The 25,342-nt window shown below is 71.8% G+C and carries 24 protein-coding genes; 15 read left to right on the top strand and 9 right to left on the bottom strand.

Annotation, left to right across the window (positions count from 1 at the left end; genetic code table 11):
* Positions 1–133: 133 nt before the first annotated feature.
* The 5 genes from OG510_RS00895 (at position 134) to OG510_RS00875 (ending at position 5,058) form a co-directional block, all read left to right on the top strand.
* Positions 134–940 carry an alpha/beta hydrolase family protein gene (locus tag OG510_RS00895; RefSeq protein WP_406134685.1) on the top strand — a complete coding sequence of 269 codons (807 nt, stop codon included), beginning with the start codon at positions 134–136 and terminating at the stop codon, positions 938–940.
* 118 nt (positions 941–1,058) lie between these two features.
* Positions 1,059–1,592, top strand: coding sequence for a VOC family protein (locus OG510_RS00890; protein WP_406134684.1), 534 nt, complete (start codon positions 1,059–1,061; stop codon positions 1,590–1,592).
* 398 nt (positions 1,593–1,990) lie between these two features.
* The gene (locus OG510_RS00885) at positions 1,991–3,640 is read left to right on the top strand and encodes an MFS transporter (RefSeq protein WP_406142267.1); all 1,650 of its coding nucleotides are present in this window, start codon (positions 1,991–1,993) and stop codon (positions 3,638–3,640) included.
* Positions 3,641–3,829: 189 nt separating this feature from the next.
* Positions 3,830–4,327, top strand: a complete 498-nt coding sequence (locus tag OG510_RS00880; RefSeq protein WP_406134683.1) for a DUF6314 family protein — start codon at positions 3,830–3,832, stop codon at positions 4,325–4,327.
* A 191-nt stretch (positions 4,328–4,518) separates the two neighbouring features.
* Entirely contained in the window at positions 4,519–5,058 is a 540-nt protein-coding gene (locus tag OG510_RS00875) for an AAA family ATPase (RefSeq protein WP_406134682.1), read from the top strand.
* A gap of 120 nt (positions 5,059–5,178) precedes the next feature.
* On the opposite strand, the gene OG510_RS00870 is transcribed toward OG510_RS00875, so the two are convergent.
* The 3 genes from OG510_RS00870 to OG510_RS00860 all read right to left on the bottom strand — a co-directional run bounded on the left by OG510_RS00870 (position 5,179) and on the right by OG510_RS00860 (position 7,508).
* Complete coding sequence (locus tag OG510_RS00870) at positions 5,179–5,847, bottom strand: hypothetical protein (protein ID WP_406134681.1); 669 nt, start codon at positions 5,845–5,847, stop codon at positions 5,179–5,181.
* A 353-nt stretch (positions 5,848–6,200) separates the two neighbouring features.
* A complete protein-coding gene (locus OG510_RS00865) occupies positions 6,201–6,548 on the bottom strand; it encodes a MerR family transcriptional regulator (RefSeq protein ID WP_406134680.1) in 348 nt (115 codons plus the stop codon).
* 21 nt (positions 6,549–6,569) lie between these two features.
* The gene (locus OG510_RS00860; protein ID WP_406134679.1) at positions 6,570–7,508 is read right to left on the bottom strand and encodes an aldo/keto reductase; all 939 of its coding nucleotides are present in this window, start codon (positions 7,506–7,508) and stop codon (positions 6,570–6,572) included.
* A gap of 204 nt (positions 7,509–7,712) precedes the next feature.
* On the opposite strand from OG510_RS00860, the gene OG510_RS00855 reads away from it, so the two are divergent.
* A complete protein-coding gene (locus OG510_RS00855; RefSeq protein ID WP_406134678.1) occupies positions 7,713–7,904 on the top strand; it encodes a hypothetical protein in 192 nt (63 codons plus the stop codon).
* A gap of 190 nt (positions 7,905–8,094) precedes the next feature.
* On the opposite strand, the gene OG510_RS00850 is transcribed toward OG510_RS00855, so the two are convergent.
* The 4 genes from OG510_RS00850 to OG510_RS00835 all read right to left on the bottom strand — a co-directional run bounded on the left by OG510_RS00850 (position 8,095) and on the right by OG510_RS00835 (position 13,173).
* On the bottom strand, positions 8,095–9,009 hold the full coding sequence (locus OG510_RS00850) for a trypsin-like peptidase domain-containing protein (protein WP_406134677.1): 915 nt from the start codon (positions 9,007–9,009) through the stop codon (positions 8,095–8,097).
* Positions 9,010–9,201: 192 nt separating this feature from the next.
* Positions 9,202–10,113 carry a hypothetical protein gene (locus tag OG510_RS00845; protein ID WP_406134676.1) on the bottom strand — a complete coding sequence of 304 codons (912 nt, stop codon included), beginning with the start codon at positions 10,111–10,113 and terminating at the stop codon, positions 9,202–9,204.
* 4 nt (positions 10,114–10,117) lie between these two features.
* Positions 10,118–11,191, bottom strand: coding sequence for an NlpC/P60 family protein (locus OG510_RS00840; protein WP_406134675.1), 1,074 nt, complete (start codon positions 11,189–11,191; stop codon positions 10,118–10,120).
* Positions 11,192–11,586: 395 nt separating this feature from the next.
* The gene (locus OG510_RS00835) at positions 11,587–13,173 is read right to left on the bottom strand and encodes a dienelactone hydrolase family protein (RefSeq protein ID WP_406134674.1); all 1,587 of its coding nucleotides are present in this window, start codon (positions 13,171–13,173) and stop codon (positions 11,587–11,589) included.
* A 111-nt stretch (positions 13,174–13,284) separates the two neighbouring features.
* Here OG510_RS00835 and OG510_RS00830 point away from each other — a divergent pair, with 111 nt between their 5' ends.
* Positions 13,285–14,187, top strand: coding sequence for a MerR family transcriptional regulator (locus OG510_RS00830; protein WP_406142266.1), 903 nt, complete (start codon positions 13,285–13,287; stop codon positions 14,185–14,187).
* A 39-nt stretch (positions 14,188–14,226) separates the two neighbouring features.
* Here the strand turns inward: OG510_RS00830 and OG510_RS00825 are convergent, their stop codons facing one another.
* Entirely contained in the window at positions 14,227–16,155 is a 1,929-nt protein-coding gene (locus OG510_RS00825) for an acyl-CoA dehydrogenase (RefSeq protein WP_406134673.1), read from the bottom strand.
* A gap of 368 nt (positions 16,156–16,523) precedes the next feature.
* On the opposite strand from OG510_RS00825, the gene OG510_RS00820 reads away from it, so the two are divergent.
* From OG510_RS00820 to OG510_RS00790, 7 genes are all read left to right on the top strand, one after another.
* Positions 16,524–17,210, top strand: a complete 687-nt coding sequence (locus OG510_RS00820; protein ID WP_406134672.1) for a ScbR family autoregulator-binding transcription factor — start codon at positions 16,524–16,526, stop codon at positions 17,208–17,210.
* Positions 17,211–17,402: 192 nt separating this feature from the next.
* Positions 17,403–18,572 (top strand): cytochrome P450, encoded by a 1,170-nt coding sequence (locus tag OG510_RS00815; protein ID WP_406134671.1) that lies wholly within the window; start codon positions 17,403–17,405, stop codon positions 18,570–18,572.
* 160 nt (positions 18,573–18,732) lie between these two features.
* Positions 18,733–18,936, top strand: a complete 204-nt coding sequence (locus tag OG510_RS00810) for an acyl-CoA carboxylase subunit epsilon (RefSeq protein WP_406134670.1) — start codon at positions 18,733–18,735, stop codon at positions 18,934–18,936.
* A 147-nt stretch (positions 18,937–19,083) separates the two neighbouring features.
* Positions 19,084–20,670, top strand: a complete 1,587-nt coding sequence (locus OG510_RS00805; RefSeq protein WP_406134669.1) for an acyl-CoA carboxylase subunit beta — start codon at positions 19,084–19,086, stop codon at positions 20,668–20,670.
* 58 nt (positions 20,671–20,728) lie between these two features.
* Positions 20,729–21,316, top strand: a complete 588-nt coding sequence (locus OG510_RS00800; RefSeq protein WP_406134668.1) for a ScbR family autoregulator-binding transcription factor — start codon at positions 20,729–20,731, stop codon at positions 21,314–21,316.
* A gap of 310 nt (positions 21,317–21,626) precedes the next feature.
* A complete protein-coding gene (locus OG510_RS00795) occupies positions 21,627–22,460 on the top strand; it encodes a BTAD domain-containing putative transcriptional regulator (protein ID WP_406134667.1) in 834 nt (277 codons plus the stop codon).
* Between the two features lie 42 nt (positions 22,461–22,502).
* Positions 22,503–23,147, top strand: a complete 645-nt coding sequence (locus OG510_RS00790) for a ScbR family autoregulator-binding transcription factor (RefSeq protein WP_406134665.1) — start codon at positions 22,503–22,505, stop codon at positions 23,145–23,147.
* A 39-nt stretch (positions 23,148–23,186) separates the two neighbouring features.
* Here OG510_RS00790 and OG510_RS00785 read toward each other — a convergent pair whose 3' ends face one another.
* Complete coding sequence (locus OG510_RS00785) at positions 23,187–24,152, bottom strand: BTAD domain-containing putative transcriptional regulator (RefSeq protein WP_406134664.1); 966 nt, start codon at positions 24,150–24,152, stop codon at positions 23,187–23,189.
* 302 nt (positions 24,153–24,454) lie between these two features.
* Here OG510_RS00785 and OG510_RS00780 point away from each other — a divergent pair, with 302 nt between their 5' ends.
* Positions 24,455–25,276: a BTAD domain-containing putative transcriptional regulator gene (locus OG510_RS00780; RefSeq protein WP_406134663.1), complete on the top strand. Its 822-nt coding sequence runs from the start codon at positions 24,455–24,457 to the stop codon at positions 25,274–25,276.
* Positions 25,277–25,342 lie beyond the last annotated feature (66 nt).

Below are 25,342 nucleotides of genomic sequence, written 5' to 3'. Positions count from 1 at the left end.
GCCCACACGCTCACATGCTCACGCGTTCACCGTTCTTATGCTGCGTGGACGGGTGTGGTGCGGGTCCGGTGGCAGCGCCCCCGCCCCCCTCTTTTTTTGTCCTGCGAACAGTCCTTGCCTAGGTGATCACAGCATGAGTGAAAAAGTGAGATTCCGGAGCACTGTCGGCCCTGAACTGGCCGGAGTGATCGACCTTCCCGAGGGCGAGACGCGGGGCTGGGGACTGTTCGTGCACGGGTTCACCCTCGGCAAGGACTCGCCGGCCGCCTCGCGTGTCAGCAAGCAGCTGGCACGCGAAGGGATCGGGATGCTGCGCTACGACAACCTCGGGATCGCCGACTCCGACGGTGACTGGGGGGACGGTTCCTTCACCATCAAGGTTCAGGACACGATCCGCGCGGTGACGCTGATGGCGGAGCGGGGGACTCCGGTGGATCTGCTGGTGGGGCACTCGTGGGGAGGCGCCGCCGTGCTGGCCGCGGCGGCCGGGGCCACTGGTGTCCGGGCGCTCGCCACGATCGGGGCGCCCATCGATCCCAGTCACGTCGAGCGGCAGTACGACGCGGTCATGGACCGTGTCCTGAGCGAAGGGGCGCACGAGTGGTTCGTCGGCGGGCGGACCCTGGTCCTCAAGCGGGCCTTCGTCGAAGACGTCCATCAGGCTCATCTGCGCGACCGGATAAGCGAGTTGAACCTGCCGCTCCTCGTCCTGCACTCGCCCACCGACTCCACTGTCGGTATCGACAACGCGGGGGAGATCTTCCGCGAGGCACGCCACCCGCGCAGTTTCGTCGCGCTCGAGGGAGCGGACCATCTCCTGACCGCCCGGGGCCAGGCCCAGCGCGCCGCCCACATCATCAGCGCCTGGGCCGACCAGTACATCCACGGGACCCGGCCCGCAGGAACACTCCCGCCGGCCAGGGAGAGCTCACACAGCTAAGCCCTGGGCATCCTGCCCCTGCTCCTGTTCGCCCCCGGCGGGTCGCCTCGCCCTCGCCCTCCCCGGCTCTGTCTCTGGTTCCGGTTCCGGTCGGGCAGGATCCGGAAGCCGTGGCCCGGTGGTGTCCAGGGAGCTGGTGTCGGTCGCCGGTCCTAGCCTCGTTCCCGGGCTGACCGGCACCCGGCTGACCAGTCCCCGGCTGAAGGATTCGGCCGGCCAGTACGAGCGTCCGGAGAGCAGCGCCATGGCATCGATCCCGCAGAAGATCACCACTTTTCTCATGTTCGAGGGCAGGGCGGAGGAAGCGCTGACTTTCTACATGTCGCTGTTCGAGGACGCGGAGATCGTCGACATCTCCCGCTACGGCGCCGACGGCCCCGGCGAGGCGGGCACGGTCCAGCGCGCTACGTTCTCGCTCGCCGGACAGCGGTTCATGTGCGTTGACAGTTACGTCAAGCACGGCTTCGGGTTCACCCCGGCGGTGTCGCTGTTCGTCGAGTGCGGCACAGAGGCTGAGCTCGACCGCCTCTACGGTGCCCTCGCCGAGCAGGGCACGGAGCTCATGCCGCTGGGCTCGTACGGCTTCAGTGCCAAGTTCGGCTGGGTGAACGACCGCTTCGGTGTCTCCTGGCAGCTGAACCTGCCCGAGTGACAGCGGTGCGGGTTCGGTTCGTATCCCGCAGCGGAAGACCGTGAACGGCCGCCGGCGCCGTGTACGGGGGCTCGCCCCCCCGGGGCCGCTGTGGCCGGAGCCGTCCGCCTGTACCTCGGGCTGTGAGCGCCACACCAGTGTGTCCGCCCGTGGCGGTGCGTGCGTGGCGATCTTGCGCCAGGCTGGGGCCGAACCGTTCCGCCGGCGGCGCCTGCCCCACCCCCCTTCGGCGGTACAGCCAACGCCACTGGAGGTGACGGGTGGACCAGGGCCCTGCGAACCACGGCCCCGACCCCGACGGCCCCGACCGCGACCGCGACGGCACGAACCGCGACGGTACGGCACACGACGGCCCGGACTTCGACGGCCCGGACCGCGACGGCCAGGACTTCGACGGCATGGACCGCGATGGCCCGGACTTCGACGGCCCGGCTGGCGGTGACACGGCTCGTGGCCGGGGTTTTCCCGCCGGTGCCGTGTCCGAGGCGGCGGGCCGGGCCGGTTCCGGGCGGGCTGGTTCCGGGCGGGCGGGGAGTCTGCGGCTGGCTTCCCCGGCCGGGCGTGGTGTGCTGGCCTGCGCGGTCCTCGGCTCGGGCATGACCATGCTGGACGCCACCGTGGTCAACGTCGCGCTGCCACGCATCGGAGCCGACTTCGACGTCCCGCTCTCGGCGCTCCAGTGGACCATCACCGCGTACATGCTCCCGCTCGCCGGGCTGATCCTGCTCGGCGGCAGCCTCGGAGACCGCTACGGGCGGCGCCGGATCTTCATGACCGGGGTGGCCTGGTTCGCGGTGGCGTCCGTGCTGTGCGGGCTCGCACCCAACGACGGCGCGCTGATCGCCGCCCGCGCCCTGCAGGGAACCGGCGGAGCACTGCTCACCCCCGGCTCACTGGCCCTGGTGCAGGGCACCTTCCGCAAGCAGGACCGTGCCAAGGCGGTCGGACTGTGGTCGGGGCTGGGCGGCGTGGCCACCTCCGTCGGCCCTTTCCTGGGCGGCTGGCTGGTGGACGGGCCGGGCTGGCGCTGGATCTTCTACATCAACGCCCCGCTGGCCCTGGCCGTGCTGCTCCTCGCGGTGCGCTGGGTGCCCGAGAGCCGCGACTGGCTGGCGGCCGGGCGGTTCGACGCGGCGGGCGCCGCTCTGGCCGCTCTCGGCCTGGCCGGCATCACCTACGCGCTGATCGACGCGACCGGCGGTTTCGGGCCGGCGGTGATCGTGGCACTGCCGGCCGGGCTGCTGTTCACCGCGCTCTTCCTGCGGCGGGAGGCCAGGACCGGGCATCCCATGCTGCCCCTGGGAATGTTCCGGGTGAAGCTGTTCACCTCGGTCAACCTGGTCACCCTGTGCCTCTACGCGGCGATCGGCGGGGTGTTCTTCCTGCTGCCCACCCAGTTGCAGAACGGTCTGGGATACGAGGCACTGGCCGCCGGGGTGGCCTCGCTGCCCATCACCGTCCTGATGATGCTGCTGTCCGGGCCGGCCGGCGCCCTGGCCCAGCGGACCGGCCCGCGCCCGCTGCTCACCCTGGGACCGCTGGTCGCCGGGGCGGGCCTGGCCCTGCTGCACCGGGTGCATCCCGGCAGCTCGTACGGGGCGGACGTCCTGCCCGCCGTGCTGGTCCTCGGGCTGGGCATGAGTATGTTCGTCGCACCGCTGACCGCGACCGTCCTGGCGTCCGTCGACGTACGGCGGGCCGGAATCGCCAGCGGCGTCAACAACGCCGCCGCCCGGGTCGCCCAGTTGCTCGCGGTGGCCGCGCTGCCGCTCGCGGTCGGCCTGTCCGGCAGCGGATACCGCACCGTCTCCACCGTCGACCGCGCCTTCGGCCAGGCGGTGCTGGTCTGCGCCGGGCTCATGGTGCTGGGCGCCGCGCTCGCGTGGTTCACGGTGCCGGCCGACGTACTGCGCCCCGACGAGGACACCCCGCACGCCCGCCCCCAATGCACCGTGCACGGCGCACCCGCGCTCCCGCCGCTGGAGCCCGGCGCCCGCCGCGACCCCGGCCCCCCGCCCTCCCAGGGCCCCGGCACCGCACCCGCCTAGGCTGCCGCCCGCCAACAACCACAGCAACGCCCACGGCAACGCCCTGGCCGATGGGACTGGTGGGACCGGCGGGTTCGTCGGGCCCGGTCCAGGGCCCGGTCCGGGGCGGGGCGGTGGCGGGGCCTAGCATCACGACGCGGGACGGACCGGCAGGGCAGTGTGACGGTGGGACAAGGGGAGGGCGGGGCGGTGGGTGTGACACGGCAGGACACCACGGCAGGCGGCGAGGGCACTGTCCCGCCCGGCGGGCGGCTGCATCCGGTGGCGGACACTCTGGGCTACCTCGCCGGGCGGTGGCGGGTCGAGCGGACCGTGTACGACCTGTCCCAGGACCGGAACGGCACGTTCAGCGGCACGGCCTGCTTCACCCGCCGGGAACAGCCCGCCACCGGGCTGCTCCATGCCGAGCGCGGCGAGTTCACCTGGGGCGGGGTGACCCGGCCCGCTTCCCGTGAGCATCTCTTCGAGCCGGCGGGCGACGGGGCGGCCTTCGTACGGTTCGCCGACGGCCGCCCCTTCCACCTGCTGGACCTGCGCGGCGGACACTGTCTGGCCGACCACCCGTGCGCCGAGGACGTCTACCGCGGCGAGTTCAGTGTGCTCACCGCGGACCGCTGGCGGGTGGTGTGGACGGTACGGGGCCCGGCCAAGGACCTGCGGCTGGTGAGTGTGCACCACCGGATCTGAGACCCGCGGTGCGGTGAGTGTGCACCACCGGATCTGAGACCCGCGGTGCGGTGAGTGTGCACCACCGGATCTGATCCCGCGGTGCGGTGAGTGTGTACCACCGGATGTGAGTTCCGCGGCGGCCAAGGAGCAGCCCGCGCCGCGCAGGACAGGGCGTCCGGGGGCCGTGCACCTCGGCGTACGATGCCGGGATGTGCACGGACAGCCCTCTGGGCGCTTCGGCCCTGCTGATCAACGGCACTGTCGGGGTGGGTAAAACCACCGTTGCCGGCGCGGTGGGTGATCTGCTCGCCGGGGCCGGGACCCCGCACGCGGTCCTCGACCTCGACTGGCTGAGCCAGTCGTGGCCCGCTCCTGCTGGTGACCGGTTCAACTTCACCATGCTGCTGCGGAATCTGCGGAGCGTCGCCGGTAACTACCTCGCCGCTGGAGCGACCCGTCTCGTACTCGCCGGCGTGGTCGAGCGGCAGGAGGAGCGGCGGCAGCTGGCCGCTGCGGTGGGTGTCGGTCTCACGGTGTGTCTGCTGCGGGCCGAACCGGCCGTCGTCCACCGGCGTCTGACCCGCCGCCATGACGGGGAGCCCGGAGCACTGCGGTGGCATCTGGAGCGGTCCGGTGAACTGGACACCATCCTCGGCAGGGCCGCGGTCGAGGACTTCACCACCGACACCACCACAGGCTCCGTCCCCGCCATTGCCGCATCGGTGATCGGGGCAGCCGGCTGGCAGTGACCACCCCGGGGGCAATCCCGCTGTGCGGCACGAACAGCCTCCCCCCACACCAGCCGTTTCCACGGCATGGGTCACGCCGTCCGCGCCCCGGACCCTCACCGGGAGGCGGGGGAGGGGTTCTCAGGCGGCGGTTGCCGCGCCGCTGTCCGCGGTCTCCGTGCCGGCCGGCTTGGTCTGGTAGTAGACCGAACGGCCCTGCTTGGAACGCTCGATGACCCCACGGGCAACGCCCTGCTCCAGAGCATTGCGTACGACGGTCACCTGCACACCCCGCTCGGGGTGTGCCTGGGCCACCGCGGCGGCGACTTCGGTGGACGACTTGGGCTCACTGTGCCCGGCGAGGCAGGAACTCACCAGCTCGAGCCATGTGGGCCCGCCCGCACCCTGTGCGGGGGCAGCCTTCTTCGCGGGAGCCTTCGCGCGGCGTACGGGCTCGGCCCCGGCCTTCGGCGAGCGCCCCGCCTTCGGGGTCTTCGCACCGGCATTCTTCGCGCCGGTGTTCCTCGCGCCGGTGTTCTTGGCGGTCGCGGTCTTGTTCCTGGGGCTGCGTGCCGCGGGCACCTTGGCCGGCTTCCTGCCGGGCTTGGCTGCCGGCCCGGCAGAGGTGCCGAGGATGTCCTGCATCTTCACGAGGACCTGTCCGCTCTCCTCGAGCTGGACCAACTCCTCCTGCAGGCGCACCAGTTCGGCGCGGACCCGGTCTTGCTCACTCTGGTTGGCCGCGAGGTCATCGGCGACCTTCTGTGCGTACTCGGCCTGCACACCGGATGCGGCGTTGACTGTGGACATGAGGCCCTCATCTTTTAGCTGTGTGGTGGACGGGTGTGCTGGGGATGCTACTCACTTCCGCGAGGGTGATTCCCCAGTGGTACTGCTCGAACGCAGGCACCCCCGCGCAGGCTGCACACACGTCCAGGGCCCGCCCGCAGTGCCACGGCACCCCGGGCGGGCCCTGCGATTGACACTTCGGCCGCCTGCGGGACAGCTGACCGGGCCCCCGCCCTGGCACCAACCCGCCCCCGTACGAACGGTGTTGGACGACAGAAACTGCCGGTGCCGGTGCCGGTGCCGGTGCCGGTGCTTCACCGCGCCGGTGCTGTGACGGGTGTTCCTTCCGGTGCACGCGTGTCCCGGTGCTGTGCTCAGCTGTAGTAGGCGATCTTCTCGTCGAGGACCTCCATGGCCCGGCCCAGTGCCGCCACCCGCTCCTGCAGGGCGGCACGGCGCTCACGGAGGAAGACGACCCGGTCCTGCGGCGGGTGCTCGGCGCGCAGGATGGCGATGAACCCCCGCAGGTCCGCGATCCCCAGACCGGCCTCGCGGAAGCATGTGACCAGACCGATCCAGAAGACGTCGCTCTCGGTGTACTGCCTGCGCCCGCCGCCCGAGCGCCGGATCGGGCCGATGAGCCCTTCCCGCTCGTAGTACCGCAGCGTGTCGATGGAGACGCCGGTACGGTCGGCGGCCGCTGCCGGGGAAAGGGTGGTCATCGGGCTCCTCCGTGACTGCTGCTACCGCGCCTCGGCGAAGCGCGCCACGTGCTCGTCGTCGAGTTGCACCCGGCGTGCGGCGAGTGCCTCCTCGATCTGTTCCACCCGGCTCGCGCCGACGATGGGATCGATCCCCTGCCGCATCAGCCACGCGAGGACGACCTGGTTCCTCGTGGCCGCGAGCTCACCGGCGACATCGTCCAGGACCGCGAGTACCCGGGTGGTCCCGGGGTGATCATAGGCGGGCGGAAGCGGCCTGTCCGCGCGTACGTACGAACCCCACAGCAATGAGCTGTACGACCACACCCCGAGCCCCTCCGACCGCGCCAGGTCCAGATCTTCGGGGGTGAGCATGCGGTGGCCCGCCTCCGCGACGGGGGTGAGCGGGCGCGGCCCGACGAGCGAGTGGCGCAGCTGCAGGGCCGTCCACGGTTCCACGCCCCGCTCCCGCGCGAGCGACCGGGCCTGCCCGACACGCCAGGCGGTGTGGTTGGCCGCCCCGATGCGCAGAGCCACCCCCTTCGCGACCAGGTCGCCGAACACGCCGACCGTCTCCTCCAGCGGCACGGTCCGGTCCTCGGCGTGCGCCCAGAGCAGATCGACATGACCGACTCCCAGGCGCTCCAGACTCCCCTGCACACCGGCGCGGACGGCGCGGGCGGAGAGACCCTCGGCGCTCTGCGGCCAGGAGTGCGGGACCAGCGGGTTCTGCCGCACCTTCGTCGCGATCCGTACAGCGTCGCGAGCGCCCGGGCGGGCCCGCAGCCACGCGCTGATCAGGCGCTCGCTGGCGCCGCCGGTACCGCTGGGGTCGGCCCAGAAGGAGTAGCAGTTCGCGGTGTCGAGCCAGACACCGCCGCCGGCGACGAACGAGTCGAGGACCGCGAAAGCCCGGCCGGGGGCAACGCGGGTGCCGAAGTCCATTGTCCCGAGGACGATCTGGGGGTCGTTGGTGTGCATGCGGCCCATCCTCCGATCTGGTGCGCGCTCCAGGTCAAGAACCACACCCCGCCCGTGCCCGGCCGGCCTGCAACGCCTGTGCGAACACCACTTGTTGGAACACCACTTGTTGGAACGCCGCTTGTTGGAACGCCGCTTGTTGGAACGCCTCTGGGTTCCTGTGACGTCAGTAGGGGTGGACGGGGAACGCGGAGATGGAGAAACATGCTGGTTCTGGTGCTGATCGGTGTCGTGGTGCTCGCTGCCGCCGGGTGCGTGTGTGTGGTGTGGGCCCAGCGTGGCGGGCCCCGCTGGGTCAGGGCGGCGGCGTCCGTGACACTCGCCGCGGGCGAGGTGGTACGCCGCTCGAACCGGCGGCGCGGCCTGAACAGGACCACCGGTAACGGCGACGGCTGAACAGCCCGGGCCGGACCAGGCCGGGCCGGGCTGGGCCGGGCCGGACGGGCCGGGGACAGGAGGCGGGGGCGGGGGCGGCCGGTCCGGTGTGTGGACAACGGCCGTTCCCCACCCCGCCCCGCCCCGCCCCGCCCCGCCCCCGCCCCCTCCCTTCCCTTTTCCTTCGGTGTCAGTTCAGTGTGCTGACGCCTCAGTGTGCTGAGACCGCTGCCGGTTTCGGGAGTGTGCAGCCCGCGGCCGGCAGGTCGAGCTTGTTGCCCGTGGTGAAGCAGGCGGGGATGCCGTAGGTCTCCTCGGCGTATCCGATTCCCTTGCGGATGGTGACGGTGCCCTGCTCGTTCACCTCGCAGGGGTTGTCGAGGGTGCAGCTCTCACCGCTCTCGTTGATGGTGTTGTTGACCGCCGTGACCTGTCCCGTCGCCGTGTCGATGACCGGGGAACCCGAGGTGCCCCCGATGACCTGGCACTGCGGGGTGTAGCGGACGGCGTCCTTCCATGTCCACTGGTCTTCCTTCAGCCGGTAGGCGAATCCGTCGACGGAGCAGGAATAGACCTTTTTCCAGTAGCCGGAGACCACGTCGACCGCGTGCCCCTGCACCGGGTGAGCTGCGGAGAGTGTCAGCGCTGCGATTCCCGTGGACTGCTGTATCTGGGCGTAGGTCTGGGTCAGCTGGTAGAGCGTGACGTCGGTGTCGGTCATCGTCGAGTAGACGACTTTGTTCGCCTTGAGTGTTCCGGCGGTGCCGGCCGTTGCGTTGAGCAGTGTGAAGCTGCGGGTGGAGGGCTGGTCGGTGATGACCTGGCCCGCGCTCGGGAAGCCGGTTTCGAGACAGTGGCCGTTCGTCAGGACCAGGCCGGGGTCTGTCGCCTGCGAGTCCGGCATACGGATCAGGGAACCCGAGCAATTGCTGAGTGCCACGGTGCCGGCGAAGGAGGCGGCTTTCACCGGGACGGGGGTGCGTTCGGGGTGCGCGGCGGCCGCCGCGGCGGCGGGGGTCGTCCCGCCCGCATGGCCGGACGCTGCGGCTGCGGTGCCCGTGGTGCCCGCCAGGGCGGCGGCACCGAGGGTCACAGCGGTGAGGGTGGCGAGGAGAGGCTTGCGCATGGTGATGGTCGGTCCTCTCGGTTCGGCCCCGGGGGCCCGGTGGCCCCCGGACGGCGAAGGGTGACCGTATTGTCGGCGTACCGACAAACTCTTCGCTACCCCGCCTACCCCACCGGCCCCCCCCGCGCCCCCTGGCCCACCTGGTGGACCCGGTGGCGGGCCGGGTGGTGGTGGGGGCGGGCCCTGCGGGGTTCAGTCGGCCGAGCGGCCCGGCAGCCGGGTGAAGCGGCGCAGCCCCCGCCGGGTGGGCTTGAGCGGCTTGTCCTCGGGGGCGGCCGGGCCCTGACCGGCCGTCAGTGCCGCCGCGGGGGAGGAGGGCGGTGGCTCCACGGGCCGGGGGCCGCGTTCGAGCCGGCTGCGTACGGCCTGGGCCATGGTGTGGTGGGACGCTTCCTGCAGCAGGCCCTGCGCGGACAACCGGTCCCACATGTGCAGCAGTTCCTGCCCCCGGGTCGCCACCTGCTCCTCGTCCTGCAGCCGCTGCCACGCCGCGGTGGCCCGGGCCACATCGGGCGCGGCCCGGTTCAGGTCGGTGCGGCAGCGGATCCGCGCGACGGTCAGCGCGAGCACGGTGGAGATCATGTAGTCGCCGCGCAGATGCGCGATGTACGCCTCGATCGCCCGCGCCTCCAGCGACAGTTCGTCCTCCGCGCCCCGGCGCAGCGTCAGATGCTCCCGCAGCGCACCGGCGAGGACGTACGCGGCGTGCAGCTCCTCGCGCTGCGCATGCTGGATGATCCGCTCGACGCGCGCGAGCGGGGGGAACGCCTCTTCCTCCGCGGCGGTCCGCTCCCGGCCGGGCGGCAGGTCCTCCTCCTCGGCGATGGTGCGGCTGGAGCCGTCGGGATACACCCGCAGCCGCGCCACCTGCCGCACACTGCGGTCGATGACGGTCGCCGCGACCGGGGCCCCCAGGGTGCGGGCGAACATGGCTATGGCGTCGAGGATCGCCTCGTTGGGCGGGCGCATGCCGCCCATCTCCAGCAGATGGCCGTTGACGACCGTCGACCCGTCCTCGGCCACGTAGGCGTCGAGACGGATCAGCGGCGGTGCGCTCAGCGCGGGCAGGTTCCCCTTGTCACGGGGTGTCAGTGAATGGGACATCCGCTCAGACTCCGGGCCGGACCACGCCGAGGATGGGCATGGAGGCGGCCGGCGCGGTCGTGACCGTGCGTCCTGGCCGCGGGGCGTGGACGATCTGCCCGCCTCCGATGTACATGCCCACGTGCGTGGCGTCGTAGTAGATGATCAGGTCGCCGGGCCGCGCCGATGCCAGGCTGACCCGGGTCAGTGCCTGCCACTGCGCCTGCGAGGTACGCGGGACGGGGTGTCCGGCCGCCGCCCACGCCGCGGAGGTGAGCCCCGAGCAGTCGTACGACGAGGGGCCCACGGCCCCCCACACGTACGGCTTGCCGATCTGGGCCATGGCGAACGCGACGGCTTTCCCGGCCGCTCCGCTCACCTTCGTCCCGCCGCCCGGGCCGCCCCGGTCCGAGGGGCCGCCGCCGCCCTGCCACTTGGACTTGGCTTTCTGGGTGTCCTGTTTCTCCAGCTGGGCCAGCTTGCGGGTCTGGTCCTTCTGGAGGCCCGACTCGATCCGCTCGGCGTCGGCGATCTTCTTCTCGATCTTGTCCTTCGCCCTGGCCTTGTCCGTACGGGTGCGTTTCAGCTCCCGCAGCTCCTTCTCGGCGGCCTCGGTCCGCCCGTCGAGCTCCGCGCGGGCGGTCTTCTGGGTCTGGGCGGCGTTGACGAGGCCGAGCATGGCCTGGCGGGACTGGGCGGCCTCGTCCAGGACCCGGTCGGGGTGGTTGCCGAGCAGCAACTGCAGGCCCGTGGAGGCGAGATAGCCCCCGCGGTACTGCGTCCGGGCCGCCTCACCGGCGAGGTCGCGCAGGGTGTTGACCCGGTCCTCGGCGCGGGCGAGGTCCGTGTGCAGCGCCGCCAGCCGCTTCGTCTGCTTGGTGGCCTTCTCGTTGGCGGCGTCGTACGCCTCGGTGGCCACCTCCGCCTGGCGGTAGAGGCCGTCCAGCTCGGTACGGATGTGCTCGATCGACCCGTCGCCCTGCGGGCCTGGATCGTGGGGGGCTGCGTAACTGGGCCCGGGTATCAGGGCGATCGCGCAGACAAGGGCTGCTACGGTGGCCCGGCCTCGCAGCTGTCCGCCGCCCATCGACACGTTCATCAGCTCCACTTTCAGAGTCGCGTGCGGGCAGCCCGGACGGCCGGCTTGCCAACGCGGTCGCCACCACGGGGCATGAGGAGATCTGTTCGACCTATGAACACACTACCCTCACCCGAACGGCCGGTCCCGGTATCCCCGCGCGTGTCAGCATCCCCGTGAGCAACCCGCCCACCGCGACACCCCCGCACAAGCCGGCGCCCGCCGTGGCAGCCGCCCCCTCGGGCCGGAGCGAGGCAAGTCCCGGGACGGGCGAGAGCCTTGAGGCGGGCGCGGCCGGTTCCTGACGGGACGGCGGGCAGGGCCGGTTCCTGACGGGACGGCGTGCGGGGCCGGTTCCTGACGGGACGGTGGCGGTGGGTGCGGGGTCAGTTTCCGAGGTGGCGGTGGGTGCGGGGTCAGTTCCCGAGGTGGGTGAGGACGGAGCGTACCGCGTCGTGCACGGCCTGCCGGGACTCCTCGGTGGGGCCCGCCGTCTCGAAGCCGTGCACGCCGTCGGGGACGTCGATCACCTCGATGTCCCGGCGGCAGGCGGCCGCGGCGGTGAGGAACTCCTCGACGGTCGCCGCGATCTCCACGCGTTCGTGCTCCACCCGGGTCAGCACGATCGGCAGCGCACCGCCGGTGCGCAGCGCGGCCGCGGGCCTGAAACGGGTGTCGCTCAGGCCCCAGCTCGCCGGCGGGGCGAGGACCGGGTACGTGGCGGCCACGCAGCGCAGCCACGGCGGGGGCGCCGCGATCCAGTCCGCCGCGATCAGGGCGCCGGCGGAGAAGAACCAGAGGGCGATGCGGTCCTCGTCCACGCGCGGGTCGGCGCGGACCCGTTCGACGGCCGCGGCGATGTCCCCGGCGGCCTGCTCGTAGCCGGTGATGTCGTGCAGCCGGTGATCGACCGTCACACCGACGGCGCCCAGGCCCGCCACGTACTGGCCGTAGCCGGTGAAGGCCGGCCAGTCGCGCGGGGTCGGCAACACACCGGCGGGCACGGGGCCGCCGTGCACGAACACCACCGCGGGGCGGGGGCCCTGCGCCCGGGGCAGGTGGAGATCGATGTTTTGTGCCCGCTCGCGCGGCTGCTCGGGTACGTCGAGGAGGAAGGGCCGCAGATGCGCCGGCCGTTCACCGGCCGCCGGGTCCAGCAGGTGTCCGCCGCCCGCGGCGGCTTCGAGCAGGACGGTGCACAGCTCGGCGGGGGCGGAGAGCATCGGCCAGTGCCCGGTGTGGAGTTCGAAGAAGGTCACACGGCGCTCGACGAGTTCCTGGACGCGGGGGTCGCCGAGCCCCACGAACGCCTCGACGGTGGCGATGCTCGACCCGTTCCGGGTGCACAGGATTCCCGTCGCGGGCAGCGCGGCGGCAGCGCCGGTCAGCCGGAGCGGCTGGGTGAGGGTGCCCGCGGGGTGCGGGGCGGCCAGGCGGGTCAGCCGGGCCAGCGCCTGCTCGGAGAGGCCGGCGGTGCTGCCCCAGCGCTGCCACTCCTCGCACGCCGGCACCGGGACCACCCGGCCGGCCCCGGCCCCGGCCCCGGCCCCGGATGCGGCTCCCGCCCCTGCTCCCGCTGTGGCTGTGGCTTCGGCTGTGTCTGCCGCGTCGAGGAGCAGTTCGCGGATCTTCTGGTCGGGGACCAGGCTCAGGGCGGGCTCGCCGTCCTGGGGGATCCCGGTGTCCAGATGAACGATCCGGCCGATCCGCTCCGGGCGCCGGCCGGCCGCGCCGAGTACCGGGTGGATGCCGTAGCCGTGGCCGACGAGCACCAGCTCCTGCGTGTCCACCTGGTCTTGGGCGTTCACCTGGTCGATCAGAGTGACCAGGTCCTGGATGTGTGTCTCCAGGTCCGTCCCCGGTCCTGCCAGGTGACGCCGGTCGCCGAGGCCGGTGAGTGTCACCGGATGGGCCTGGGCTCCCGACTCCCGCAGCAGGCAGGCGAGTTCCTCCCAGATCCAGCCGCCGGTGTACGTGCCCGGTACCAGGATGAATACCGTCATGAACCTCTCCTCGCACGTGTGGGGTGCGCGGGGGCCCCGTACGGCCGTCCGCGCTCGCCGGTACCGTATGAACTCCCCCTGAGGGAGGTTCAAGCCTTGTCGCCCGACGGCATGTGGTCCATCGGAGAGCTCGCCGGGCACGCCGGTGTCTCCGTCAAGACCGTCCGCTTCTATTCGGACCGCGGTCTGCTGCCCGAGACCGCACGCAGCGCCGGGGGACACCGCAGGTACGGGCCCGTGGCGCTCGACCGGCTGCGTCTGATCCGCTCGCTGCGGACCCTGGACCTGCCGGTGCGGGAGGTGGGGCGGGTCCTCGACGAGGAGGACGCCCTGGAGGACGTCGTCGCGGGGCAGTTGAGGGCGCTCGGTTCACAACTGGCCGCCCTGCGCTGGCGTGAGGCGGCCCTGCGCCTGCTGCAGGACTGCACCGCGCAGGAACGCGCCGAGCGGCTGCACCTCGTCGGGGCCATGACCGCCCCGCCCAGCACGCAAGCGCTGGCCCGGTTCTGGCGGCGCTGGCTGCCGCCGCGGCTGCCGGCCCGGCTGGTGACCGCGTTCCTCGAACAGACCGTTCCGCAGCTTCCCGATGACCCGGACCCGGCCCAGGCACTGGCCTTCGCCCGGCTGCACGCGTTCGTCTCCCGCCCCTGCCCCGGAGACGAACGCGGCCAGCCCGCGGCCCACCGGCCGCAGGAGGGCTACCGCCCGGCGGTGCTCTACGACGGGCTCGCGGAGGCGTACGCCCTGGCCTCCCCGGCCCTGCGAGCGGAGCGCCCGCCGCAGCCGGGCGAGGCACTCGACTGCTTCGTCGCCGCGTACGCCCGCTCACGCGGGGCCCGCGACACCCCCGCCTTCCGGCACCGGCTGGGCGGTGTGCTCGCGGCGGACCCCCGCATCGACCACTACTGGCAGCTCGTCGCCGAACTGACCGGCCCCGCCCGCCCCACCCCGGGCGCGGCGCACGACTGGCTGCTGGGTGCGCTGGACGCCGACAACGCGGGCTCCGCCGCCTGAGGGCCGGCTCCCCGCCCAGTGTGTGGGGGGAGCCGGTTCTCAGGCGAGGGCGGGCGTGAGGGGTGGCGCGCCGTTCAGCATCGGCAGGGCATCGAAGTACTCGGCCGGCAGGTCGAACGCGTCGACGAGGGACTGCAGATGTGGTGCGAGTTCGGCCGTCACCGTGTCGATCGCCTCCGGCAGCGCGCACACGTGCTCGGCGGTCAGCCGGCCGTCGGCCAGCAGGTCCCCGGTGTGTTCACCGAGCTGCCGCAGCAGAAACAGTCGGCACAGCCGCTCGAGCAGACCCCGGGCCGTGGGGTCGAGGGCGTGTTCCACAGCGTTCAGGAAGGCGTCCGCCGCCCGGACCGCGGCGTGTGCGCCGACCATTTCCAGGGCGGCGTCCGACGCCGTGTTCCAGCGCCCCAGCGGATTGCCCGCCGGTCCGCGCCGAAGCGCCGCACCGGCGCGGGTGCGCCACAGCCGCTCGGCGTCGGCCAGCAGCTCGCGCAGGAACCGAAGATCCGTCAGCGTACGTTCGGCCACCGGTACGTCACCCTCTCCGGGGGCTTCGGCGGTGGACCGGAAGAGGATCTCGCCGGCTGCCTTCACCCAGATGACGAGGTTGTCGCCCTCGGCGGTGATCGTCCCCTCGGTGTACTGGGGGAAGTCGGCGAGCCCGTTGGCGGAGAACAGTCCCTGTGCGCCGCACCGTTCGCGGCACTCGGTCGTGATGGCGCGCGCCTGCCAGGTGATCCAGCCCTTCATGACGGCAGCCTGCCGCTCGGCGTCCTCGCGCTCCGCCGGATCGTGGGCGCACCAGCGGTCGACCGTCTCGCGGTGCGCGAAGGTCATGGCGTATGCCGTGGCCAGCGAGTCCAGGAGCCGGCTGTGGTGGCTGCGGTGCGCCTGCAACGGCACCCGCTCTCCGGGTCTCGGCCCGCTGACGTGGCGGTGCTGCGCGTAGCGCACGGCGATGGCGAGCGCGGCGCGGGAGGCGCCGACCGCGGCGCCGCTCATGCACAGCTTGCCTGCGGTGACCCGGCTGATGGAGTGCAGGAACCGCTTGCGTCTGTTGCCCAGGGTGCTGCTGAGCCTGCCCTGTGCGTCGAGCCGCCCGTGCTCCGCCTCCAGGAGCGCCGACCGGCCGAGGCGGACATGGTCGAAGGCGGTCAGGCAGTGGTCCACGGGGGCGCCCGGTCGCAGGGGCAGTGGGCGGACGTCGATGCCGGGCAGTGTCCCGTGTTCGTCGCTCAGCGGTGTCAGGAAGAGGAAGACGCCTTCGTCGTGCCCGTCGACGACGAGCCGGGCGGCTACGAGCGCGCTCTTGGGGCCGCCGACGGGGCTGGTGTTCGGCATGAATTTGCGCGCGCCCTCGGTGGGCGTGTGCAGAATGAAACCGTCGTTCTCCCGGTCGTACTCGGCAATGGTCTCCAGCGCGCCGGCGTCGTTTCCGTGCTCCAGCTCGGTGCACAGAAACGTTCCTGTGCGGCGCATCGACGTGAAGTCCGACAGGTCGCGCCGGCCGGAGTCCTCGTGGTCGAGCAGGCTGCCGAGGAACAGGTTGTAGTGGATGCTCGCCACGGTGCACAGACCCCCTCCACCATCCACGATCGCGGCCCACTCGTGCAGGGAGGCCAGCAGCCGCGGGTCGCGGGCCAGGCTCTGGGGATCGGCGAGGAGGGAGTTGACCTCGCGCAGCCGCTCGTAGGCAAGAGCCGCGCGCTCGGCGGGTCCGAGGCCGTCGCGGTGGCGGTAGGAGGGGGCGGAGATGAGTGTGTGCCAGGGCGCGTGGACGCGCTCGCGGTCGCAGCCGTCGAAGAGCAGGTGGCGCAGTTCGTCAGCGGCGGCCGCGGGCGTTCCGATCCGGGCCAGCGCACGGGAGGTGCGGCGTTCCACCGCGTCGGGTGAGAGTGCCGTTGCGAGCGGCTGAGGTTCGAGGAGGCCGCTGGAAACGGCCGAAACGTTGTGCCAAGTGACCAAGGTCATGCTTCTCCCCCGGAGTTGTCACGGATCCTCTGGCCGATTGGGGCCGAGACGCAAGATACGTACCAACCGGTTTTGTTTTCAAGGTGCGGAACCTGTCGGAATCCAGACGCCGCAAGGGGAATCCAGGGTTCAGCGTGGACGGGTGCCAGGGGCGGCGGGGTCGTCGTGTGGGGGTCAGGCATTGAAAAACCGTCTGACTGGTTTTATTCTCGTATCACTCGGAGGGACGATGAAGATCACGCTCCGTATGGACGTCACGGACGGCCTCTGGTTCAGCGGACGCTGGGCGCTGAGGGTGGCGGCCCCTGAGGTCCGTACCGCACGGCCTTTGGTTTCAGGCGGGTTCGGGGCAAGGCACGGAGGTGGCGGTGGCCAGGCAGGAACGAGCGGTGAGGACGCGTGACGCGATCCTGGTCGCAGCGGGTGAGGTGTTCGACGAGGTGGGCTACGAGTCCGCCGCGATCTCCGAGATCCTCAGCCGCGCCGGGGTCACCAAGGGGGCTCTCTACTTCCACTTCGCCTCCAAGAAGGAACTCGCGCAGGCGGTCCTCGCCAGCCAGGTGACGGCGGTTCCCGAAGTCCCGGAACGTGAACTGGCTTTGCAGCAGGGCCTGGACGAGTCCCTGGTGATCGCGCACATGCTCAGCACGGGCGACGCGATCGTCCGGGGCAGTGTGCGTCTCACGGTGGACCAGGGCTCGCGCCTGGACGGGCTCGACCGGCAGGTGCCCATGCGGGCCTGGGGGGAGCGCAACGTCGCGGTGCTCACCAGGGCCAAGGAGAACGGTGAACTCCTGCCGCAGGTGGACGTCGAGGCCTCCGCGCGCCTGTTCGTGGGCTGTTTCACCGGAGTGCAGATGTTGTCCAAGATCATGACGAATCATGCGGATCTGGTGGTGGGCGTGACGAACATGCAGCGTCATCTCATGGCCGGTATCGCGGTGCCGGGGGTGCTCATGCGTCTCGACATCTCGCCGGACCGGGCCGAGCGCGTGTACGAGGAGGCGCTCGCGGCCCGAGACAGGCCGGCGGCCACGCTCGACGCGAGCGGCTGACCCGGCGCAGCGGGACAGGGGAGCGGCAAAGGCGCGGGCGCCGGTACGGAGCAGGACCAGCACGGGTACGACCAGCACGGGTACGACGCACAGACTCAAGTCGACTTCGACCCTGGGGTGGGAATGACGGACCTTACTGCTTGCCCGTACGCACTGGACGTCACGGGCAGTGATCTCGCCGGAGAAGCCGATATGCTGCGCACTCGGGGGCCGGCGGCCAAAGTGCTGCTGCCGGGCGGTGTGACCGCCTGGGCCGTGGTGCGCCAGCCACAGGTCGAGCAACTGCTGCTCGACACACGGGTGTCCAAGGACGCGCGCAGCCACTGGCCGGCCCTGCGGGAGGGCCGCATCACCGACGCGTGGCCGCTGTATCCGTGGGTGGCGAACGAGAACATGCTCTTCGCCTACGGAAATGAGCATGCGCGGCTGCGGCGGCTGGTGGCGGGCGCCTTCACGGTGCGGCGCTCGCAGGCCATGCGGCCCCGCGTCGAGGAGATCACGGCCGAACTCCTCGACGACCTCATCGCGCTGCCGTCGGGCACCGCCGTCGACCTGCGCGCCCACTTCGCCGAACTGCTGCCCATGCGCGTGATCTGCGAGCTGTTCGGGATACCGCAGGGCGCCGCGACCAGAACCCTGTGCGCGGCCCTGCACACCGTGTTCAGCACCACAGTGTCGGGCCAGGAGATGGAAGCCGCGCGGATGGAGGCTTTCGGGCTGCTCAGCGCGCACGTGGCCGCCAAGCGCGCCGAGCCCGGCGACGACCTGACCTCCTCACTGATCCAGGCACGGGACGAGGGCGACCGGCTCACCGAGTCCGAACTCCTGGGCACCCTCTACCTGATGGTCGCCGGCGGCCAGGACACCACGGCCACGCTGATCACCAACGCCCTGGGCGCGCTCCTCACCCACCCCGACCAGCTCGCCCATGTCCGTGCGGGCCGGGCCGGCTGGGACGATGTGGTGGCGGAGACCATGCGCATGCACACGCCCGGGGCTTACTCACCGATGCGCTTCGCGGTGGAGGACATCGACCTGGACGGCGTCCGGATCGAGCAGGGCGACCCGATCCTGGTCTCGTTCGCCGCAGGCGGCCTCGACCCGGAGCGGTACGGCAAGGACGCGGCCGAGTTCGACCTGCTGCGCACCGACCGGGACACCCTCGGATACGGGCACGGAGCGCACCGCTGCATGGGACTTCCGCTGGCCGGGATTGAGGCGACCACCGCTCTGGGTGCCCTCTTCGAGTCCTTCCCCGAGGTGAGTCTGGCCTGCGCTCCCGATGAACTGGAGCCCATGCCCACGTTCCTGATGAACGGCTACCGCGCACTGCCCGTCCTGCTCGGCGGCCCGGCCGGCTGACGGCGCCGGGCGCGGCCTCGCGCCCCACCGGAGCTCCGTGCCCCTTCCCGGGCGCGGAGCTCCGCGCGTTCGGGGCCCGGAGCGGGCCTCGACTCCGGCTGCACCGTTGTTCGAGCGCTCCGGCGGACCGTGGGCCGGTGACTCGATGAAAGGAGGCCGTGTGAGCAGTCCGGCACGCACCGAGGACGTGATCCGCGTGGAGCGCGGCGAGGCGGACGAGGAGGAACTCGCAGCGCTCGTCGCGCTGTTGTCCTTCCTCGCGCGGGGCGAGGAGTTGCCGAAGACCCGCCCCGGGCGCCCTGCGGCGCATGGATGGCGGCCCCGGGAGGAGGGCTCCTACCGGGCCCCGCACAGCTGGCACTGACCGGTCCCCGGGCGTTCGCCCCAACCGGGGACCACGGTCAGGTATTTCTGCATCTGACATCTACAAACCGCTTGTGCGGTTTGTTAGGCTGCGCGGGTGGTCAGGGCGCACGCACCGCATCCGCGGCGACGAGAGGAAGGGGGCGTCATGACGACGTATCCCTCATCGGTCGGCGTGGAGCCGGCCCGGGAGCGCACGCATGTGGGAGAGCTGCTCGCGCTGCGCGAGCGGGCCCTGCGCGGACCTGGCGGGAAGGCGACCGAGGCCCAGCACGCCAAGGGCAAGCTGACGGCGCGCGAGCGCATCGGACTGCTCCTGGACGAGGGGTCGTTCAGCGAGGTCGAGCAGCTGCGCCTGCACCGTGCGCAGGGCTTCGGCCTGGAGGCGAAGAGGTACTACACCGACGGTGTCGTCACCGGGTGGGGCACGGTCGAGGGCCGCACGGTCTTCGTCTACGCCCATGACTTCCGGATCTTCGGCGGCGCCCTGGGAGAGGCGCACGCCGCCAAGATCCACAAGATCATGGACATGGCCGTCGCGGCGGGTGCGCCGCTGGTCTCGCTCAACGACGGTGCGGGCGCCCGGATCCAGGAGGGCGTCACCGCGCTGGCCGGGTACGGCGGCATCTTCCAGCGCAACACCAAGGCGTCCGGCGTCATCCCGCAGATCTCGGTGATGCTCGGCCCGTGCGCGGGCGGCGCGGCCTACAGTCCGGCGCTCACGGACTTCGTGTTCATGGTCCGCGAGACGTCGCAGATGTTCATCACGGGTCCCGATGTGGTGAAGGCGGTGACGGGCGAGGAGATCACCCACAACGGCCTGGGCGGCGCCGACGTCCACGCGGAGACCAGCGGCGTCTGCCACTTCGCGTACGACGACGAGGAGACCTGCCTCGCCGAAGTGCGGTACCTGCTCTCGCTGCTGCCGCAGAACAACCGCGAGGCGCCGCCCGCCGTCGCCGCCGACGACCCGGCCGGGCGGCGGACCGAGGCGCTCCTCGACCTGGTGCCCCTGGAGGGCAGCCGCCCCTACGACATGGCCAGGGTCATCGAGGAGATCGTCGACGACGGGGAGTTCCTCGAGGTCCACGAACGCTGGGCGCGCAACATCGTGTGCGCGCTCGCCCGCCTCGACGGGCAGGTCGTGGGCATCGTCGCCAGCCAGCCCCAGGTCCTGGCGGGCGTGCTCGACATCGGAGCGAGCGAGAAGGCGGCCCGTTTCATCCAGATGTGCGACGCTTTCAACATCCCGCTGGTGACCCTGCTCGACGTACCGGGCTTCCTTCCGGGTGTCGGCCAGGAGCACGGCGGCATCATCCGGCACGGCGCCAAGCTGCTGTACGCGTACTGCAACGCCACCGTGCCGCGGATCTCGCTCGTCCTCAGGAAGGCCTACGGCGGCGCCTACATCGTCATGGAGTCGCAGTCGATCGGCGCCGACCTGACGTACGCCTGGCCGGGCAACGAGATCGCGGTGATGGGGGCCGAGGGCGCGGCCAACGTCATCTTCCGCCGCCAGATCGCCGAGGCCGACGACCCCGAGGCCATGCGCGCCCGCCTGGTCAAGGAGTACAAGGCCGAGCTGATGCACCCCTACTACGCGGCCGAGCGCGGCCTGGTCGACGACGTGATCGACCCCGCCGACACCCGTGCGGTGCTGGCCCGCGCCCTTGCCATGCTGCGTACCAAGCACGCCGGTCTGCCGTCGCGCAAACACGGGAACCCGCCCCAGTGACCCACGTACACAGCAGGCGACGGGAGCGTGCGCCGTGTTGAGCCCCAGGAGAGACGCCATGGTCAAGCAGGAACGTGCCCAGCGCACGCGGACGTCGCTGATCCACGCCGCGGCCGAAGTGTTCGCGCAGGAGGGGTACGCGCCTGCCTCGCTCACCACGATCAGCAGACGGGCGGGCGTCAGCAACGGCGCACTGCACTTCCACTTCGCCAATAAGCAGTCACTCGCCCAGGCCGTCGAGGACGAGGCCGTCGCCTCGGTGGCCCGGATCATCCGGGCCGCGCGCCCCGCCGGTGGCTGCGTGCTGCAGGCACTGGTCGAGGCGACGTACGAGCTGATGAGCCGGCTCGCGGACGACATCGTGGTCAGGGCCGGGTTCGGGCTCGGCTCCGACCGGGCCCGCGCGGGCGGTTCCGGCCCGCGCCGGGACTGGGAGCGGTGGGTCGGGGAGATGCTGCGTCTGGCCGAGCAGGAGGGGCGGCTGGCCGAGGGCGTCTCGGGCCGCAGCGCGACGCACGCCGTCGTGGCGACGACGGTGGGACTCGAAGTGCTCGGGGGAGAGGACCCCGAGTGGCTCAGCCGGCGCAGGATCGCCGGGATCTGGGAACTGTTGCTGCCGCACCTGAGGTCGGAGATCCGCTCGTGAGCGTACCGACGCGTCCGGAACCCTGCTGAAGCGGCGCCCCCGGAAAAGACCAAACGTGTCTTTTCCGAGGGCGCACCGCCCGCGGGCGCAGAGAGAACGCGCCCAGGTCCAGCACTATCCGCCCCCTCAAGTGCCCCCGCCTGTACGGCTGCAGGCCGCCCGGCTGCATCACGATCAGTAAAAAAACAGCCTGGACGGTTTGATATTGACAAACCGTCCGGACTGTTTTTAACTTCGATGAGGGCCGAGAAGTGCCTCTTGACGAGGTCTCGGGCTGCTGATGACTCATGCGTGACGAGGGGGAAACGGCATGGACATCGAAGTACTGGGCGCGTTGGCCGTCACAGAGGGCGGGATATCGGTCACCCCGACGGCGCCGAAGGCGCGACAGGTTCTGGCTCTACTGGCCCTGCACGCCGATCGCGTCGTGCCGGTGGCCTCGCTGATCGAGGAACTGTGGGGGGAGGAGCCGCCGCGCAGTGCCCGCACCACGCTGCAGACGTACGTGCTGCAGCTGCGCGACCTGATCGCGGCGGCTCTGGAACACGACTCCCGAGGAGCCCCGCCCCGCACGGCCAAGGACGTCCTTGTCACGGCTCCCGGCGGATACATGCTGCAGACCTCCGGCGGCACCATCGACGTCCGTGAGTTCGAGCGGCTCGCAGGGCGGGGCTACCGCGCGATGGACGCCGGCGACTTCCCGCGCGCGGCACGGGAACTGCGCGACGCGCTGGAGTTGTGGACCGGCTCCGCGCTGGCCGACGTCCACACGGGCACCCAGCTGGACATGGAGCGCCGGCGTCTGGAGGAGACTCGGCTGTGCGCGCTCGACCAGCGCATCGAGGCCGACCTGCGTCTGGGGCGCCACCGGGAACTCCTCAGCGAGCTGACCGTCCTGGTCCGCAGGTACCGCACGCACGAGAACCTGCACGCCCAGTTCATGCTCGCACTGCACCGCTCCGGCCGGCGCAGCGAAGCACTCGATGTCTACCAGCGGCTGCGTGCATCTCTCGTGCGTGAGCTGGGACTTGAGCCGTCGGCGGGGCTGCGTCGGCTGCAGCGCTCGATCCTGATGGCAGGCCCCGAGCAGCCGCGCGAGGCGACCGCGGCCGACTCCGGCGAGCGGCTGACCCGGGTCGGCTGAGCGCCCGCGGGGCGAGCGCCGACGGATCCCAGGGAGGGGCGGATGCAGGACAGATCGGAGCGCACCCGGCGCAGGCTCCTGGAGGAGGGGGCGAAGCTGCTCACCAGGAGCGGGTACGCGCATACCACGCTCGGGCAGATCGCGGCGGCCGCCGGCATGACCAAAGGCGCGCTGTACTTCCATTTCACGTCGAAGGAGGGCCTCGCCGACGCGGTGCGCGAGCAGGGCCGTGTGCGGCTGCTGGACTTCCTGGGCGAGCGGCGGGACTCGGGTGATGAGCCCGTGCAGATCCTCATCGACCTGACGCACTGGCTCGCCCGGGCCCGGCGGGAGGATGCCGTGGTGCGCGCCGCCTTCCGGCTGTCCGACGACGGCACCGACGGGCGGCCCGAGAGCACCGGCCTGCGCCGGATCTGGCTCGATGAGGCCGTGCGCCTGCTCGGCGAGGCCGAGGCGGCCGGTCAGCTGAGCGAGGCCGCACGCGGTGACGGCATCCGGACGCTGCTCGTGGCGATGCTGTACGGCATAGCGGCGCCCGGACCCGACGGCCCCGCGCAGGCCGGAGCCCCGCGCGGTACGGCCGAGTTGTGGCGGCTGCTGCTGACGGTGCTGGTCGCTCCCGGGCGGGCCGGCCACTACCGAACGGCGCCGCCGCGCACCCGGTACATCCCTGCGCGCGCCGCGTGAGTATCCCGCCCCAGACCGGCCTGACCCAAACGAAAGACCCTAGCTCTCCGGAGCCGTGACCGCGTCGACGCGATGGGTCAACTCATGCTGTGCTAGGCCGAGTTCGGTGACCCGGTGGCGCAGCCGGCCGAGTTCCTCCAGCAGCGCGGGGGCGGGCGCCGCGGACAGGCCGGGGGAGTGGGCGAGGATCGCGTCGAGCCGGGCGCGCAGTGCGGGGCCGGGCTCGATTCCCAGAGCGCCGACGAGACGGCGGCGCGCCCGCTCGTACACCCCGAGGGCCTCCGTCTGCCGGCCGCTGCGGTACAGGGCCACCATCAACAGGTCGTAGAAGCGCTCGCGCAGCGGGTGGTCGGCCGTGAGGCGTTCCAGTTCGCCGATGCTCTCGCCGTGCCGCTCGCAGCGCAGGTTCGCCTCGTGGAGGGCCTCCAGTGAGGTGAGCCGTATCTCGTCGAGCCGCTCGGCCTCGGCCTCGCAGATCGGTCCGGTGCGGCAGCCCTGCAGCGCGGGGCCGCGCCACAACTCCAGTGCGGAGTGCAGGAGTTCCGCCGCCCTCGCCGGATTCGCCGCGAGCGCGGCCCGGCCCTCGCGCGAGCGCCGGGCGAAGTGCTGGACGTCGGTGCGGGCGTTCCCCAGGTTGAGCGTGTAGCCCGTCGGCAGGGTCCTGATCCACTCGTGTCCGCCGCCCGCTGCCGGCAGCAGCCGGCGCAGCCGGGCCACGTGGGCCTGGAGCGCGTTCGCCGCGTTCGCGGGCGGCGCACCGTCCCAGAGCTCCGCGGCGAGCCGGTCCACGTCGAGCAGCACCCCGGCTTGCGTGACGAACGAGGCGAGCAGGGCGCGCTGTTTGGATCCGGGCGGTGTGATGTCCCGGCCGCCGGCGCCGTCGTGGACCGTGACCGGGCCCAGGAGGCGGAACTCGACACATCCGCTCGCGGATGCCGCCCGGCCGGTCCGGGCCGGCGCGGCGATGAGCGCCGGCTCGTGGTGCGAGGTGGCGACGACGCTCATCGTGTACCCCTCCGTCGTGGTCCGTTCGGACTTGGACGGTATCGGCCACCCGGCGGTCGTGCGCCCTGGCGCGAGCGGGCCTCCAGCGGTCGTACGAGTGTTCTCGAGACGGCCTTGCGGGGGCCGACTGCCTTGTGTGGAGGGCCACTTGAACGCCGGTCGAGAGATCGGGGCGGGTGGTGCGGCCGGGGTTAGCGTGCCTCGCACCGACGGCATTCGGCCACCGAGGCGACCGAAGGGACAGCGCCGGCGCAGCCGACCACACAGTCGGGGGAACGTAATCGGTCCTTGGGGAGGACACCGTGCGGATACAGGTTCTGGGCCCGCTGAGCGCAGAGGTCAACGGAGTGTCGATCGTGCCGACCGCGGGCAAGCCGAGGCAGCTCCTTGCCCTGCTCGCCTTCTACCCGGGCCGTGTCGTGCCCGTGCCCACACTCATGGAGGAGATTTGGGGAAGCAACTCGCCGCAGAGCGCGATGACCACGCTGCAGACATACATCCTGCAGCTGCGTCGGCGTCTCGGCACCGCGATGGGCCCCGATGCGCCCGGCGCCGCCAAGGAGGTCCTGGCCACCCGGCACGGCGGCTATCTGCTGCAGATCGCACCGGACGCTGTCGATGTGCACCGTTACGAGCAGCTGGTGGCGCAGGGGCGCCGAGCGTTCGGCGAGGGCGAGGACGAGCGGGCCGCGCTGCATTTCCGCGACGCGCTCGGCCTGTGGCAGGGGCCCGCCCTCGTCGACGTACGCCTCGGCCCGGTCCTGGAGATCGAGGTGATGCGCCTTCAGGAGAGCCGCCTGGCCACCGTCGAACGCTGCATCGACGCCGAACTGCGCTGCGGACGGCACACCGAGGTCATCGCCGAGCTCATCGACCTGATCGCCCGTCACCCCCAGCACGAGGGACTGCACTCGCAGGCGATGGTGGCCCTGTACCGCTCGGGGCGGCAGGCCACCGCGCTCGATGTCTACCGCAGGCTGCGCATGCGCCTCGTGCAGGAGCTCGGCGTGGAGCCGTCGCCGCAGTTGCGACGCCTGCACCAGGCGATGCTCGCCGTCGACCCCGCCCTCGACGTGGCCGGCGGGCCGCGCGGCCTGTCCACGTTCGACCTGTACGCGGCCTGAGCGCGAGCGCCGTTCGAGCGGCCCCTGCCAGGCTGCGGTCGGCCAAGGCCAGCAGACCCGGCCCGG

This window comes from Streptomyces sp. NBC_01089, assembly GCF_045162975.1.
Lineage (GTDB): Bacteria > Actinomycetota > Actinomycetes > Streptomycetales > Streptomycetaceae > Streptomyces.
Note: the sequence above shows the minus strand (reverse complement) of the source record. Positions and strands in the feature narration are given on the sequence as shown.

Coding starts and splice junctions, on each gene's coding strand:
- OG510_RS00895 (WP_406134685.1), top strand. CDS start 134: ATGAGTGAAAAAGTGAGATTCCGGAGCACTGTCGGCCCTGAACTGGCC.
- OG510_RS00885 (WP_406142267.1), top strand. CDS start 1,991: ATGGACCGCGATGGCCCGGACTTCGACGGCCCGGCTGGCGGTGACACG.
- OG510_RS00875 (WP_406134682.1), top strand. CDS start 4,519: ATGTGCACGGACAGCCCTCTGGGCGCTTCGGCCCTGCTGATCAACGGC.
- OG510_RS00870 (WP_406134681.1), bottom strand. CDS start 5,847: ATGTCCACAGTCAACGCCGCATCCGGTGTGCAGGCCGAGTACGCACAG.
- OG510_RS00865 (WP_406134680.1), bottom strand. CDS start 6,548: ATGACCACCCTTTCCCCGGCAGCGGCCGCCGACCGTACCGGCGTCTCC.
- OG510_RS00860 (WP_406134679.1), bottom strand. CDS start 7,508: ATGCACACCAACGACCCCCAGATCGTCCTCGGGACAATGGACTTCGGC.
- OG510_RS00855 (WP_406134678.1), top strand. CDS start 7,713: ATGCTGGTTCTGGTGCTGATCGGTGTCGTGGTGCTCGCTGCCGCCGGG.
- OG510_RS00850 (WP_406134677.1), bottom strand. CDS start 9,009: ATGCGCAAGCCTCTCCTCGCCACCCTCACCGCTGTGACCCTCGGTGCC.
- OG510_RS00845 (WP_406134676.1), bottom strand. CDS start 10,113: ATGTCCCATTCACTGACACCCCGTGACAAGGGGAACCTGCCCGCGCTG.
- OG510_RS00840 (WP_406134675.1), bottom strand. CDS start 11,191: ATGAACGTGTCGATGGGCGGCGGACAGCTGCGAGGCCGGGCCACCGTA.
- OG510_RS00835 (WP_406134674.1), bottom strand. CDS start 13,173: ATGACGGTATTCATCCTGGTACCGGGCACGTACACCGGCGGCTGGATC.
- OG510_RS00830 (WP_406142266.1), top strand. CDS start 13,285: ATGTGGTCCATCGGAGAGCTCGCCGGGCACGCCGGTGTCTCCGTCAAG.
- OG510_RS00825 (WP_406134673.1), bottom strand. CDS start 16,155: ATGACCTTGGTCACTTGGCACAACGTTTCGGCCGTTTCCAGCGGCCTC.
- OG510_RS00815 (WP_406134671.1), top strand. CDS start 17,403: ATGCTGCGCACTCGGGGGCCGGCGGCCAAAGTGCTGCTGCCGGGCGGT.
- OG510_RS00805 (WP_406134669.1), top strand. CDS start 19,084: ATGACGACGTATCCCTCATCGGTCGGCGTGGAGCCGGCCCGGGAGCGC.
- OG510_RS00800 (WP_406134668.1), top strand. CDS start 20,729: ATGGTCAAGCAGGAACGTGCCCAGCGCACGCGGACGTCGCTGATCCAC.
- OG510_RS00795 (WP_406134667.1), top strand. CDS start 21,627: ATGGACATCGAAGTACTGGGCGCGTTGGCCGTCACAGAGGGCGGGATA.
- OG510_RS00790 (WP_406134665.1), top strand. CDS start 22,503: ATGCAGGACAGATCGGAGCGCACCCGGCGCAGGCTCCTGGAGGAGGGG.
- OG510_RS00785 (WP_406134664.1), bottom strand. CDS start 24,152: ATGAGCGTCGTCGCCACCTCGCACCACGAGCCGGCGCTCATCGCCGCG.